14 protein-coding genes are annotated in these 14,234 nt (G+C 64.6%); 8 read left to right on the forward strand and 6 right to left on the reverse strand.

What is annotated here, in order from left to right:
- Window positions 1–95 precede the first annotated feature (95 nt).
- The 6 genes from PSET11_RS00345 to PSET11_RS00370 all read right to left on the reverse strand — a co-directional run bounded on the left by PSET11_RS00345 (window position 96) and on the right by PSET11_RS00370 (window position 5,563).
- Window positions 96–956, reverse strand: coding sequence for a 3-hydroxyacyl-CoA dehydrogenase family protein (locus tag PSET11_RS00345; protein ID WP_124089624.1), 861 nt, complete (start codon window positions 954–956; stop codon window positions 96–98).
- Window positions 953–1,759, reverse strand: a complete 807-nt coding sequence (locus PSET11_RS00350; RefSeq protein WP_124089627.1) for an enoyl-CoA hydratase/isomerase family protein — start codon at window positions 1,757–1,759, stop codon at window positions 953–955. Before PSET11_RS00350 ends, PSET11_RS00345 begins: the two co-directional genes overlap by 4 nt.
- The gene (locus PSET11_RS00355; RefSeq protein ID WP_124089629.1) at window positions 1,759–2,970 is read right to left on the reverse strand and encodes a thiolase family protein; all 1,212 of its coding nucleotides are present in this window, start codon (window positions 2,968–2,970) and stop codon (window positions 1,759–1,761) included. The genes PSET11_RS00350 and PSET11_RS00355 overlap by 1 nt, the downstream gene beginning before the upstream one ends.
- Window positions 2,971–3,063: 93 nt before the next feature.
- Entirely contained in the window at window positions 3,064–3,684 is a 621-nt protein-coding gene (locus tag PSET11_RS00360) for a TetR/AcrR family transcriptional regulator (protein ID WP_124089631.1), read from the reverse strand.
- A gap of 39 nt (window positions 3,685–3,723) precedes the next feature.
- Window positions 3,724–5,076 carry an AMP-binding protein gene (locus tag PSET11_RS00365; RefSeq protein WP_124089633.1) on the reverse strand — a complete coding sequence of 451 codons (1,353 nt, stop codon included), beginning with the start codon at window positions 5,074–5,076 and terminating at the stop codon, window positions 3,724–3,726.
- A 7-nt stretch (window positions 5,077–5,083) separates the two neighbouring features.
- Entirely contained in the window at window positions 5,084–5,563 is a 480-nt protein-coding gene (locus tag PSET11_RS00370) for a hotdog fold thioesterase (protein ID WP_124089634.1), read from the reverse strand.
- Window positions 5,564–5,794: 231 nt separating this feature from the next.
- Between PSET11_RS00370 and paaZ the strand changes: the two genes are divergently transcribed.
- From paaZ to PSET11_RS00410, 8 genes are all read left to right on the forward strand, one after another.
- On the forward strand, window positions 5,795–7,903 hold the full coding sequence (gene paaZ, locus PSET11_RS00375; RefSeq protein WP_124089636.1) for a phenylacetic acid degradation bifunctional protein PaaZ: 2,109 nt from the start codon (window positions 5,795–5,797) through the stop codon (window positions 7,901–7,903).
- A 93-nt stretch (window positions 7,904–7,996) separates the two neighbouring features.
- A complete protein-coding gene (paaA, locus tag PSET11_RS00380; protein WP_124089638.1) occupies window positions 7,997–9,010 on the forward strand; it encodes a 1,2-phenylacetyl-CoA epoxidase subunit PaaA in 1,014 nt (337 codons plus the stop codon).
- Between the two features lie 74 nt (window positions 9,011–9,084).
- On the forward strand, window positions 9,085–9,420 hold the full coding sequence (gene paaB / locus PSET11_RS00385) for a 1,2-phenylacetyl-CoA epoxidase subunit PaaB (protein WP_238988985.1): 336 nt from the start codon (window positions 9,085–9,087) through the stop codon (window positions 9,418–9,420).
- The gene (gene paaC / locus PSET11_RS00390; protein WP_124089642.1) at window positions 9,417–10,337 is read left to right on the forward strand and encodes a 1,2-phenylacetyl-CoA epoxidase subunit PaaC; all 921 of its coding nucleotides are present in this window, start codon (window positions 9,417–9,419) and stop codon (window positions 10,335–10,337) included. The genes paaB and paaC overlap by 4 nt, the downstream gene beginning before the upstream one ends.
- Window positions 10,334–10,828 (forward strand): 1,2-phenylacetyl-CoA epoxidase subunit PaaD, encoded by a 495-nt coding sequence (paaD, locus tag PSET11_RS00395; RefSeq protein WP_238988967.1) that lies wholly within the window; start codon window positions 10,334–10,336, stop codon window positions 10,826–10,828. The genes paaC and paaD overlap by 4 nt, the downstream gene beginning before the upstream one ends.
- A 9-nt stretch (window positions 10,829–10,837) precedes the next feature.
- Entirely contained in the window at window positions 10,838–12,064 is a 1,227-nt protein-coding gene (gene paaE / locus PSET11_RS00400) for a 1,2-phenylacetyl-CoA epoxidase subunit PaaE (protein WP_124089646.1), read from the forward strand.
- Between the two features lie 44 nt (window positions 12,065–12,108).
- Window positions 12,109–12,906 (forward strand): enoyl-CoA hydratase/isomerase family protein, encoded by a 798-nt coding sequence (locus tag PSET11_RS00405; protein ID WP_124089648.1) that lies wholly within the window; start codon window positions 12,109–12,111, stop codon window positions 12,904–12,906.
- Window positions 12,903–14,234 carry an MFS transporter gene (locus tag PSET11_RS00410; RefSeq protein ID WP_124089650.1) on the forward strand — a complete coding sequence of 444 codons (1,332 nt, stop codon included), beginning with the start codon at window positions 12,903–12,905 and terminating at the stop codon, window positions 14,232–14,234. Before PSET11_RS00405 ends, PSET11_RS00410 begins: the two co-directional genes overlap by 4 nt.

Genomic DNA, 14,234 nt, shown 5'->3' on the forward strand with positions numbered 1-14,234 from the left:
GCTGGCTAGACTTCTACAACCACCGCCGAAACCACGCAGCCCTCGGAGGACGACCACCCATCAGCAGATGTAACCAACCTGCTGGCTGAGTACAGCTAGGCGGGCCACTCGAAGAACCCCTTCCCGGTCTTCCGCCCCAGCTCGCCGCGGGCCACTTTGTCCTTGAGGATCTTCGGCGGCGCAAAGCGTTCCCCCAGCGTGGACTGCAGATATTCGGCGATGCCCAGGCGAACGTCCAAACCCACGATGTCGGTGGTTTTCAGCGGCCCGGTGGGGTGCTTGTAGCCCAGGACCATGGCGGCGTCGATGTCCTCGGCGGAGGCCACGCCCTCCTCGACCATGCGCATCGCCTCAAGCGCAATGGCCACCCCCAGCCGGGATGAAGCGAAGCCGGGCGCATCGTGAACCACGACGGCGGTCTTGCCGAGTGCCTCCACCCAGCCAGGTGCCGCTGCAGCAAGTTCTGGTGACGTTTTCCTGCCCACCACAACCTCGATGAGGGTGGATGCGGGGACGGGGTTGAAGAAATGCAGCCCCACAAAGTTCTGCGGGCGGGCGAGCTCATTCGCCAGGCCGTCGATGGACAGGGACGACGTATTGGACGCCAGGAAGGCATCCTCCGCCAGGCAGTTCTCGATGCCTTGCAGGGAGGTCACCTTGAGGTCCCAGTCTTCAGGGACAGCCTCCACCACCAAGTGCGAGTTTTGGAATTCGCTGATGTTGGTGCTGACGGTGAGCCGGGCGGCCAGCTCTTCATGGGTGGCGTCGCCGGCAGCCCCACGCTCGATGCTGCGGGCTACCGCGGCTTCAACGCGCTCGTGGGCGGCCTGGGCAGACTCGGCATCCCGCTCCACTACCAGGACGTTGGCCCCGTTGATCAAGAAGGCGTGCGCAATGCCCGCCCCCATGCGGCCGCCGCCCAAGACACCAACACGGCTGGGAAGGGGAGGGGTCATGGCTGCTTTTCCTCTGTCTGCGTGCTGGCGGGTGATTTTTTGGCGACCCGTTTGTCGAGGAACTGTTGCATCCGATCGAACTTGGCCTGGGACTCGAAGAGGATGCCCTGCGCCAACTGGTCAATGACGGGGTGCGCTTCGACGGGGGTGTGGAAAACGGACTTGGTGATGCGGACCGCCAGGGGGTCCTGGCGGCTGATCCGGTCGGCCAGGGCGTGGGCGGCAGGCATCAGCTCATCGGCCGCGTGCATCTCGGTGATGAGCCGCGCTGCCAGCGCTTCCTCTCCGTTCAGGACCAGCCCGGCCATCAGGATCTGCTTGGCCAGCGGCTCACCTACCAGTTCCTTCAGGCGCCACGTGGCGCCTGCGGCCGCCAGGATGCCGAGGCCTGTTTCCGGGTTGCCAATGCGAACAGCCGGGGTGCCAAGGCGGAAGTCTGCCGCGTAGGCCAACTCGGCCCCGCCACCCAGGCAGAAGCCGTCCAACGCAGCAATCACCGGCATGGGCAGCTTGGCGATCCGGACAAAGATGGTGGAGTTGATGCCCTGCAGCGCATCGTCACGGCGGCGCTCCCGGAGCTGGGCAATATCCGCGCCGGAGGCAAACACGCCATCCACCCCAGCGATGATGAGGATTCGGGGGTGCTGTTCGAGGGCGGCACAGACAATGTGCAGTTCGTCGACCATCTGCTGGTCGATCGCATTACGGACCTCAGGACGGTTAAGTTGGACGATCACGCGGTCGTCCCGCTCTTCGACCAGGAGGGTGCTGAACACCTGACCCGCCAGGGTTGACCCCGCCATCAGACGCGCTCCAACAACATGGCAGTTCCCTGGCCCACACCAATGCACATGGTGGCGAGGCCAAGTTTTGCGTCCTCGCGTTCCATCCTGCCCAGGAGAGTGATGGCAATCCGGGACCCGCTGGAACCCAGCGGATGTCCCAGACTGATGGCGCCGCCGTCGTTATTGACGATTCCTGGATCAATCCCCAGCCGGCGCATGCTGGCCAGTCCCTGCGTTGCGAAGGCTTCGTTCAGTTCCACGGCGCCGAGGTCAGCCACGCTGAACCCTGTCCGCTGCAAGACCTTGGTGGTGGCGGGGACTGGGCCGAGACCCATGACTTCCGGCTCGCATCCGGCCGAGGCGCCATCCACAATGCGGGCCCGCGGGGTGAGGCCCAGCCGCTTGATGGCTGCCTCCGAGGCCACGATGATGGCAGATGCGCCATCGTTCAAGGTTGATGAGTTACCTGCGGTGACCACTGAGCCGCCGTGAACCACGGGTTTGAGTCGGCCGAGCACATCCATGGTGGTGCCAACGCGGGGACCCTCATCGGTGTCCACCACCGTTTCACTCTTGCGCGTCTTGACCGTAACGGGCACAATTTCGGCGGCAAACCGGCCGGCCTCGATCGCTGCGAGGGCCAGTTCGTGGGACCGGACGGCAAACGCGTCTGCATCCTCGCGGGTGATGCCATCCACCCGGGCCACTTCCTCGGCGGTCTCCGGCATGGAGTAGGTCATTTTGCCGCCCCGGGACAGATCGCCCGTGCTGAACCGGGGGTTGGCGAACCGCCACCCAATCGACGTGTCGAAGATCTGGCCGGGCTTGGCGAACGCGGTGCTGGGTTTTTCCTGAACCCACGGCGCCCGGCTCATGGATTCCACGCCGCCAGCGATCACCACATCCGCTGCCCCCGACTTGATCATCTGGCTTGCCTGGATGATGGCGCTCAGTCCGGACGCGCAGAGCCGGTTGACGGTGATGCCAGGGATGTGGAGCGGGAGGCCGGCCAGGAGGGTGGCCATCCTGGCGACGTTTCGGTTCTCCTCACCAGCGCCATTGGCGTTGCCCAGGATGACTTCTTCGATGCTGTCCGGGTCCAGGCCTGCGCGGGAGACTGCCTCGCCTACCACTAGGGCGGCAAGGTCATCGGGGCGGACGCTGGACAGTGCGCCGCCGTACCTGCCCACCGGCGTGCGGACGCCGCCAACAAGAAAAGCCTCAGTCATGAGCAAATCCTTTACCAGTGCAGTTGATCGGCATCATTAGTTACCGACCGTTCGTTCTATAAAGATGACATGCCATGACGAGGAGGTCAACTGCTACGTACGTGCGTGCAACCCGTCAAAAGCAATGGTGATCAGGTCATCGGCCAGCTTCTCTGGCGACAGGGACCCGCCCGGTTTGTACCACTCAACAATCGAGTTGATGGTGCCAAAAAGCAGGCGGGTAGCGGTCCGGGGATCAATGTCCGTGCGCAACGAGCCCTCATCCCTGGCGGCCGCAATCAGCCCGGAAACGGCGTGGTCAAACGAGCGCCGACGCTCCAGGGCGTCCCGCTCGATCTCAGTATTACCGCGCAACCGCAGCAGGAGCGTGACGAAGGGAAGGCGTTCCACCAGGACCGCCACGGTCTGCCTGAGGACAAACTCCAATCGCTGGTCTGCCGGCCCGGAACTGGCCTGGGGCTGGGTGAGGATGGCTTCCAACCCGCCCAAGGCATGATCCAGGGCCAGCTTGAGCAGATCGCCCTTCGATGGGACGTGGTGGTAGATGGCCGATTTGGAGATGCCCAAGTTCTCGGCCAGGGTGCCCATGGATGTGGCGTCGTAGCCGTGCCGGTTGAAAACGTCGACGGCGATGCGCAGCACAGACTGCTGGTCGTATCCTGGGCGGCCACGCTTGGTAGCGGCTGTGCTGGCTGTTTCGGTGCTGCTGGGCATACTCCTTACCTTCTCACGCTGGGGACGTTGGGCTGCGTCTCACTGCTTGGGCCGAAGGTCGTAGATCCGCCGCAGCTTCCCGTTGGAGCGCGCCAGGACGTGCGGCTCCAGAACCTCCACGGAGCACGAAGAACCCACGTGGATCTTGATTTGCTCCTGCAGGGTGCGGGCCGCCGTCGTGCCCTGCTCAGCGGTGGTGAGTTCTCGGCGTTCGATCTTGACCTTCAGCTGATCCATCCGCTGCCCCTCCGGGCGGGTCAGTTCGAGCTGGAAATGCGGGCTCAGCTCCGGGATCCGCAGCGCGATTTCCTCGATTTGGGAGGGGAAGACGTTGACGCCGCGGAGGATGATCATGTCATCGCTGCGGCCGGTGATGCGGCCCATCCGGCGGTGCGCTGGCCGGGCGGTGCCGGGCAGGAGCCGGGTGAGGTCCTTGGTGCGGTACCGGATGATGGGCAGCGCCTCCTTGGTGAGGGAGGTGAAGACCAGTTCACCGGGCTCGCCGTCCTGCAGGACGTTCTGCCGGCCAACGTCCGGGTTGAACGCATCGATGATTTCGGGCCGGAAGTGGTCCTCCCAGATGTGTGAGCCGTCCTGGGTTTCCACGGCCTCGCCGGCAACGCCAGGTCCCATCACCTCTGACAATCCATAGATATCGCATGCCTTGATATCCATGGTGACCTCGAGCTCGTGCCGCATCTCGGCAGTCCAAGGCTCGGCGCCCAGGACCGCGAACTTCAGCGACGTGGAGGCGGGGTCGATCCCCATCTGCGCCATGGTGTCAGCGATGGTCAGCAGGTACGTGGGTGTGGCGAGGATGGCGTCCGGCTTGAAGTCCTGGATCAGTTGGATCTGCCGCTCGGTCTGACCGCCGGAGATGGGAATGACAGTGCAGCCCAATGCTTCGGCACCGGCGTGCGCGCCCAGCCCGCCCGTGAACAGGCCATAGCCATAAGCGTTATGGACCTTCATGCCTGGGCGGATGCCTGCGGCACGGAAGCTGCGGGCTACGAGTTTGGCCCAGTCGGCCAGGTCCTGCCGGGTGTACCCCACAACTGTGGGCCGGCCGGTGGTCCCGGAACTGGCGTGCACGCGGGCTACCTCTGACTGCGGGACCGCGAACATGCCGAACGGGTACTCGGACCGCAGGTCCTCTTTGGTGGTGAAGGGAAAATCGCCCAAGTCTGCCAGTTCGCGGAGGTCGGTGGGGTGGACGCCAGCGGCGTCAAACTTGCGGGTGTAGAGGGGGACGCGCTCGTAAGCGTAGGCCACGGTGTGCTGGAGGCGGCTCAGTTGCAGGGCCTCAAGCTCGTCGCGGGACATGGTCTCTTCGCGGTCCAGGACGGCGTCTGAGGTGGCCGTGGCGGGCGCGGTGATTTTCTGGTCTGTCATGGGGTTCCTATTTCTTTGCGATGGTGCGGCTGCGCCCACGAAACTCTGCAATGAGTTCGCCAAATTCGCTGCCGTCCGGCGGGGTGGCAGGGCTGCCGGCTGACTGTGGGTCAGCTGCGAAGACCTGGATGTCATAGAGTCCGCTGCGTCCCGCGGTCGAACGAAGTCCCGCTACGGCGGTGAGGCGTTGGCCCTGGAACGCGGGCTTGAGGAAGTTGATGTCTGCCCCGGCTGCCACGGTGATGAGCCCGGCCTCCTGAGGGCTGGGCTCGGCCGGGTTGCACGCGAGGGCGAAGGCGGTGTCGGCGAAGGCGAAGATCATTCCGCCGTGTGCCATCCCAAAACCGTTCAGCATTTCCCGCCGCAATGTCATGGAAATAGTGGCCTGACCTGTGCTGACCGTGTGGACTTCGATGCCCAGCCACTCAGAGGCGGGATCGTCCGCCAGGATGGAGTGCTTGACTCCGGAGAGGGTTGATTCAGTCACGGGTCATTGCCTCCAGTTGTATTTACCGAATGTTCATTAGGTAATCCCATGGAGCGGCAGCTGTCAAGGGTTGGCTGTACCGCTGGAGCGCGGTAGTGGTGAGGGCCCAAGGCCTTGAACTTTCCGTAGCCAGCGCGGATCATTCATGTACAGTAGTTTCATTACCGAACGTACGGTCAGTAAAATAGCGACCGAGCACCGTCGCTCCCGTGTTGGAAGGAACCGTCACCGATGACCACCGCAACCGCAGAGGCCGCCGTCAACACCGTCCAGATCGTCCCCAGCTTTGTGCAGGACTCCTGGTGGACGCCCGACGTCGAAGCGGCACCGGACGCGGTCCCCGTCCGGGATGCAAGCACGGGTGAGGTCCTGGTCACCGTCAGTGCCCACGGGCTAGACTTGGCGGCAGCCGTTGGCTACGGTCGCGACACCGGGCAGGCGGAACTGGGGAAACTCACCTTCCACCAGCGCGCCCTCAAGCTCAAAGAACTCGCCCAGTACCTGAACGCCCGGCGCGAGGGGTTCTACGCCTTCTCGGCCCAGACCGGCGCCACAAAGATCGACTCCATGGTGGATATCGATGGCGGCATCGGCGTGCTGTTCACCTTCGCCTCCAAGGGCCGGCGTGAGCTGCCCAACTCACAGGTGGTAGTGGACGGCCCCATGGAGATCCTGTCCAAAGACGGATCGTTTGCCGGCGAGCATATCTTCACCCGGATTCCCGGCGTTGCGGTGCAGATCAACGCATTCAACTTCCCCGTCTGGGGGATGCTGGAGAAGTTTGCGCCGGCCTTCATTGCCGGCGTCCCCACCATCGTTAAGCCCGCAACCCCCACTGGCTATGTGGCAGCTGCCGTAGTGCAGGCCATGATCGAGTCCAATATCCTTCCTGCCGGATCGTTGCAGCTGGTTTCCGGCTCCGCGCGCGGCCTCCTGGACGAACTCGACTACCGCGACCTGGTGGCCTTCACCGGGTCAGCCTCGACGGCGCAGGCGCTGAAGTCGCACCCGAACGTGGTGGCTGGCGGGGTCCGCTTCACCTCCGAGACGGACTCGTTGAACGCGGCAATCCTGGGCCCAGACGCCGTCCCCGGTACGCCTGAATTTGACGCCTTCGTCAAGTCGATGGTGACCGAGATGACGGTCAAGGCTGGCCAGAAGTGCACGTCGATCCGGCGCGCCATCGTCCCTGCATCATTGGTGGGGGCGGTCACCGAGGCCGTGGGCCAGAGGATCCAGCAGCGGGTGGTCATCGGTGACCCGCGCGCAGATGGCGTGACAATGGGCGCCTTGGCGTCCCTGGACCAGCTCAAGGATGTCCGGGAAGCAGTGCAGGCAATGCTTGACGCCGGTGGTGAACTTGCGTACGGAACCCTGGATTCGCCGCGGGTCACCGCCGCTGACGGCAGCATTGGCGAAGTGCCCGACGGCGCGTTCATGGCACCGCTGCTGCTCGGCTGGAACGACGTTGATGCCGAGGCCGTGCACTCGCGGGAGGCGTTCGGCCCGGTGGCATCGGTACTGGGCTACACGGACCTGGCCGATGCTGTCCGCCTCGCCGCCCGTGGCGGCGGTTCACTGGTGGCGACCGTCTGCACCAACGATTCCGCGGTGGCGCGGGAGTTGGTCACGGGAATCGCTGCCCACCATGGGCGGGTCCTGATGCTCAACCGCGAGGACGCGCGCACCTCCACCGGCCACGGCTCGCCCGTGCCGCACCTGGTCCACGGCGGCCCCGGCCGCGCTGGTGGCGGCGAGGAACTCGGTGGCATCCGCTCGGTCATGCACCACATGCAACGCACTGCCCTGCAGGGCTCACCCAACATGCTCACGGCCGTGACCGGCGTCTGGCATCAGGGCGCAGACCGCAACTTTACGGCGGAGACCGAGGGGACACACCCCTTCCGGAAGTCCCTGGCGGACCTGAAAATCGGCGACGCCGTCCGTTCCGACCTGCGCCAGATCACCTTGGCCGACATCACGGCGTTCGCCAACTCCACGGGCGATACGTTCTACGCGCACACCAATGCAGAGGCGGCGGCGGCCAACCCCTTCTTCCCGGGCATTGTGGCCCACGGCTACCTGTTGCTCAGCTGGGCTGCCGGGTTGTTTGTCGAGCCGCTGCCGGGTCCCGTACTGGCCAATTATGGGCTGGAAGGGCTCCGCTTCATCACCCCCGTTGCCGCTGGCGACTCCATCCGGGTCACGCTGACAGCCAAGAAAATCACTCCCCGGGAAACGGATGAGTATGGCGAAGTGGCCTGGGATGCGCTCCTCACCAACCAGAGCGATGAGATCGTCGCCACCTACGACGTCCTCACGCTGGTCGAAAAAAACTAAAGCCCTTGCCCTTTGGGACAGCCACCTCATATACTGAACGAACGGTCGGTATAGAAGAAGGCGCCTCAAGGGCGCCTCGTCAAAGGAGAAACCATGGCAGCGCAGAAACTGCAGCTCGTTCCTGCTGCACCGTCACCCGAAGAACTGGCAGCAGCCGCCGAGCGTGACGCCGAGGGGCAAGCCAACTTCGACCGCGTGATGGCGCAGGATTCCCGGATCGAACCGCGGGACTGGATGCCAGCGGCGTATCGCAAAACCCTGCTGCGCCAGATCTCCCAGCACGCGCACTCCGAAATCATCGGCATGCAGCCGGAGGCCAACTGGATCTCCCGCGCCCCCAGCCTGAAGCGCAAGGGCATTCTGATGGCCAAGGTCCAAGACGAGGCAGGCCACGGCCTCTACCTTTATTCGGCAGCGGAAACCCTGGGTCAATCCCGCGACGACATGATGGATGCCCTCATCGCCGGCAAAGCCCGGTACTCCTCCATCTTCAACTACCCCGCACGGACTTGGGCAGACATGGGCGCGATCGGCTGGCTGGTCGATGGTGCGGCCATCTGCAACCAGGTGCCGCTGTGCCGGGCGTCCTACGGGCCTTACGGCCGGGCCATGGTGCGGGTCTGCAAGGAAGAATCCTTCCACCAGCGCCAAGGCTTCGAGATCCTCCTGGAACTCTCCAACGGAACGGCAGCGCAGAAACAGATGGCACAAGACGCCGTGAACCGCTGGTACGCCCCCGCGCTGATGATGTTTGGCCCCCCGGACGACGATTCGCCCAACTCCCGCCAGTCGATGGCCTGGAACATCAAGCGCTTCAGTAACGACGAACTCCGCAGCCGCTTCGTGGGAATGATGGTTGAACAGGTCCGCGTCCTCGGCCTCACCCTCCCGGACGAGCAGGTCCGCTTCAACGACGAGACCAAAAAATGGGAGCACGGACCCCTGGACTGGAACGAATTCAAGGAAGTCCTGGCAGGCCGCGGCCCCTGCAACGCCCAACGCGTCGAACGGCGCAGGCAAGCGCACGACGACGGCGCCTGGGTCCGCGAAGCAGCTGCAGCGTACGCAGCAAAACAGTCAGCAAAGCAAAAGGAAGTAGTAGCGTGAGCCCCACCGACACCCCCACTTCGCAAGCTCAGCCGGGGACCCCTGTCGGCGTGGGCCCATCCACCGATCCTTCAGTGGTCCCGTCCACCGGCTCCTCTGCCGACGCCGTCACCGCGCCCGAACCCGCCCACGCTCCGTGGGGCTTGTGGGAGGTCTTTGTCAGGTCCAGCCGGGGGCTGTCGCACGTCCACGCCGGATCACTGCACGCTCCCGATGCCGCCATGGCGCTGCGGAACGCCCGCGACCTTTACACCCGCCGCAACGAAGGCGTCTCCATCTGGGTGGTCCCGGCCGATGCCATTGCGGCCAGCGACCCGGACTCCAAGGGCTCCTTCTTCGAGTCGCCGCAGGGTAAGGACTACCGGCACGCGACGTATTACACCAAGAGCGAAGGAGTGAAGCACCTGTGATCCCCACCGACTCCCACAGCTCGGAGACGGGCCACGGGGACATCTCCACCGGCGTAGCTGGCGGCGACGGCAATGCCAGCGCTACCCGCATCACCCCGGGGAACGCACTTCGGCCAGAGGACATCGCCCTGGAGGTCCGCACCGGCACGGCGAAGCCGTCAACGGATGTGGCCGAGTACGCCCTGCGACTGGGCGATGACGCCCTGATCCTGGCCCAACGGCTGGGCCACTGGATCTCCCGCGCCCCGGAGCTGGAAGAAGACGTGGCGTTGGGAAACATCGCGCTGGACCAGCTGGGTCACGCGCGCAGCTTCCTCACCTACGCTGGCGCCGGCCTGGGCCAGGACGGCGTGGCAAAGACCGAGGACGAGCTGGCGTACTTCCGCGGCGAGCACGAGTTTCGCTCCGCCCACCTTTTTGAACAGCCCAACGGCGACTTTGCAGCCACCATCGCCCGCCAGTTTGCGGTGAGCTACTACCAGTTTGAGCTGTACAGCCGCCTGGTGGAGTCAGCCGACCCCACGCTGGCAGCCATCTCGGCCAAAGCCGTCAAGGAAGTGGACTACCACCGGGACCACAGCGCCCAGTGGATCCTGCGACTCGCCGGTGGGACGGATGAGTCCCGGCGCCGGATGATCCACGGGCTCGCGCTCATGTGGCCCTACGTCGGCGAGCTGTTCGAGGATGACGCTTTGGTGACCGGACTCGCCGAGGTTGGTGCCGCCGTCGCGCCTTCCACGCTCCGGGACAACTTTGACCGCCTGACCGGGGAGGTCTTGGCCGCGGCCGAGCTTGAGGTCCCGGACGTCCCTGCTGCGCTGGGCGGCGGTCGGGCCGGCAGGCACTCCGAGCACCTGGGCTACGTCCTGGCCGAGATGCAGGTGCTGGCCCGCGAATTCCCCGGCGCGAGCTGGTGAGCGCGGTGGCTACCCGGCCGTGGAACATCGCCGCCACTGTTTGCGATCCGGAAATTCCCGTCCTCACCATCGAGGACCTCGGGATCCTCAGGGACGTTCGCGAGGAGGACGGCCGCGTGCGGGTAATAATCACGCCCACGTACTCCGGGTGCCCCGCCATGGACGCGATTCGGGACGACCTGGAAATCGCGTTTGCCCGGGAAGGCTACGCCAACGTGGTGGTTGACCTGGTGCTGGCCCCGGCCTGGACCACTGACTGGATGAGCGCGGCGGGGAAAGCCAAGCTCGAGGAGTATGGCATCGCGCCACCGTCTGGGTTGGCCGGGGCCGCCCGCCACGCAGGACCCATCCGGCTCAGCATGGCCGTGAAATGCCCGCAATGTTCGTCGCTGAACACCAAAGAGCTCACCCGCTTCGGTTCCACCTCCTGTAAGGCGCTCTACGCCTGCGGTGACTGCCAGGAACCGTTCGACTACTTCAAGGTCCTCTAAGGAATCCCCATGCCTGTTGTCCGCCAAACCGCCGCCGAATCGGCGCAGGCCACCGGCCGCCGTCGACCGTCCTTCCACACCCTTTCCGTAGCTCAGGTGCGGCGACTCACCGGCGACGCCATCGAAGTTGCCTTCCACGTCCCGGCGGAATTGGCCGGCCACTTCGACTATCTGCCCGGCCAATACGTGGCCCTCCGCACCATGCTGCCCAACGAGTCGGGCGAACAGCAGGAAGTCCGCCGGAGCTACTCGATCTGCGCTGAACCCCGTAGCTTCGAAGACGGCAGCAGCGAGATCCGGGTGGCCGTCAAAAAAGACCTGGGCGGGTTATTCTCCACCTGGGCCAACGCCGAACTGAAAGCCGGAGACACGCTCGACGTCATGAGCCCCATGGGCGCGTTCGTGTCCAAGCACGGTCGGGACGGCACCCCCGTCGACCGCAACGTGGTGAACTCCATGAACCACCCCGAGGACCTGGCGGGACAGGCCGGCAGCTTCGTGGCCGTCGCGGCAGGATCCGGGATCACCCCCATCATCGCCATCGCGCGGACGCTGCTGGCCGCTAACGCAGACACCCGGTTCGACCTGATCTACGCCAACAAGGCAGCCATGGACGTGATGTTCCTGGAAGAGCTGGCCGACCTCAAGGACAAATACCCGCAACGGATGGCCATCCACCACGTCCTGTCCCGCGAACAGCGGATCGCGCCGCTGCTCAGCGGCCGGATCGACGCGGAGAAGCTGCAACAGCTGTTGGGGACAGCCATCCGCGCCGACGACGTCGATGAATGGTTCCTCTGCGGCCCTTTTGAACTGGTGCAATTGTGCCGGGACACGCTGGCCGAACGCGGCGTGCGGCCGGACGCCATCCGCTTCGAACTGTTCTCCTCCGGCAAACCTGATCGGCCCGAGGGCCACAGCGGCAGGCCCGTGGTGGCCGACGAGTCAGCAGAAACCTTCAAAATCACCTTCAAACTCGATGGCCTGCAAGGCGAGGTGGCCAGCCCAACCCACGCCAGGGAATCCCTCCTCAACGCGGCACTCCGGGTCCGCCCGGACGTCCCCTTCGCCTGCGCCGGCGGTGTCTGTGGGACCTGCCGCGCCAAGGTGGTGACCGGCACCGTGACCATGGACGAAAACTACGCGCTGGAACAGGACGAACTGGACAAGGGCTACGTGCTGACCTGCCAGTCGCATCCCACCAGCAAGGAAGTCATGGTCGACTTCGACGTCTAGGCCCGCAGGTGGTTGACCCCGCCAACAGCAGCAAAGGAAGCACCATGATCTCCCTTTCCATCGCCAACAGCGTCGCCGAAGTGGTCCTTGACGCGCCCCACAAGTTGAACTCCCTGGACGAGCAGGCCCTGCAGGAGCTGTCACAGGCGTACGACGACGCTGCTGCCGCCGCCGCCCGTGGCGAGGTCCGGGCCCTGCTGCTGCGCGGGGTGGGCCGCGCCTTCTGCGCTGGCCGGGATATCCAAAACGTCACGCCGGAGAGTGACGACGCCGAAGCTTACTTGGCCGGCCTGGTGCAACCACTGCTGCAAAAGATGAGTGCGTTTCCGGCCCCCACTTTCGCGGCCGCCCAGGGCGCGTGCCTCGGCGTCGGACTGGGCCTGCTGCTGGCCACGGACGTGGTGTACGTGGCGGACAACGCTAAGTTCGGGTCGCCGTTTGCCAAGTTGGGCGCCACCTTGGACTCAGGCGGACACTGGTACTTCACCGAGCGGTTGGGCATGCACCGCACCCTTGACCTGATCTACACAGCCGAGCTGATGTCGGGACGGGACGCGGTGGCCCAAGGCCTCTTCAGTCGCGCGATGCCGGCCGAAGAGCTGCTCGCCAGTACCCGGGACATTGTTGCCACCGTCGCCACCGGCGCCACCGAGGCCTTTGCCGCCAGCAAGGACCTGGTGGCGCACATCCGCGACCAGCGGCTGGGTCTCTGGGAATCCATGGCACAGGAAAACACCGAACAGGCCCGGCTCTGCAAGAGCGACGACTATGCCGAAGGTTTCCACGCATTCCAGGAAAAGAGAACCCCGATGTTCAAAGGAAAGGTAGCGCGATTGCAATGACCGCAACTTCGCACGTTGACTCAGAGGCTGGCCCCAGTACCAAACACGAGGAGCGGAAAGTCCTCGCCGGTACCCTGGTGGGCACCACCATCGAGTGGTACGACTTCTTCATTTTTGCGCAGCTCACGGGCACACTGTTGTCCCCGTTGTTCCTCGCGCCGCTTAACGAATCCAACCCGGGGCTGGCTCAGATCCTGTCCTTCGCCCTGATTGGCATCAGCTTCCTGTTTCGCCCCTTGGGCGCGATTGTTGCTGGCCACCTGGGTGACCGATTGGGCCGCAAAGCCATGCTGGTGTTCACCCTGATCATGATGGGCGCTGCCACGGCCCTGATTGGGGTGCTGCCCACCTACGCGCAGATCGGGTTCTGGGCACCGGTGCTCCTGATCCTGCTCCGCGTCATCCAAGGGTTCTCCGCCGGCGGCGAGTGGGGCGGTGCCGCGCTGATGGCCGTGGAGCATGCGCCCAAGAGCAAGCGTGGCCTCTTTGGCGCGTACCCGCAAATTGGTGTTCCGGTGGGCATGATCCTGGCCACGGGCCTGCTGTTTGTCCTGAACTCGAACATGTCCAAGGACGACTTCGCCGCGTGGGGATGGCGGGTACCGTTCCTGCTGTCCATTGCCCTCATTGTGGTGGGCTACCTGATCCGCCGGGCCGTCGCCGAAAGCCCGGTCTTCAAGGAAATGGCCGCCCGCAAGGAAGCGAGCAAGGCCCCGCTGGGCGAACTGATCCGCAACCACAAACTTCCGGTGCTCTACTCAACCCTGATCTTCATCGGCAACAACGCCGCCGGCTACCTGCTCATTGCGTTCTTCATCTCCTACGCCACCCGAACCTTGAAAATGCCAGTCCCGGAGATCCTGCTTGCCACCACGCTGGCGTCCTTCGGTTGGTTGGTTTTCACCCTGGTGGGTGGCTGGCTCTCGGACCGGATTGGCCGGGTCAAGACTTTCCTGATCGGCTATGCGATCATCTTCGTCTGGATGATTCCCATGTTTGCCCTCATCGATACGGGCAACATCATGCTCTATGGCCTGGCGCTCTTCATCCTGACCATCGGGCTGGGTCTCTCCTATGGCCCCATGTCCGCTATGTACGCAGAAATGTTCCCGGCCAATGTGCGGTACTCCGGCATCTCCATTGGCTACGCCTTTGGTGCCATCTTGGGGGGTGCCTTTGCCGCAACCATTGCGGAGTCCTTGCTGCAGAGCACCAAGTGGACCGGGTCAATCGGGATCTACATCATGGTGCTGTGCGTCATCTCGGCCATCGGGGTCCTGCTCGCCAAGGAAACCAAGGGCCGTCCCCTCGGCGTCAGCGCGCACTGA

This window comes from Arthrobacter ulcerisalmonis (assembly GCF_900609065.1).
Classification (GTDB): domain Bacteria; phylum Actinomycetota; class Actinomycetes; order Actinomycetales; family Micrococcaceae; genus Arthrobacter; species Arthrobacter ulcerisalmonis.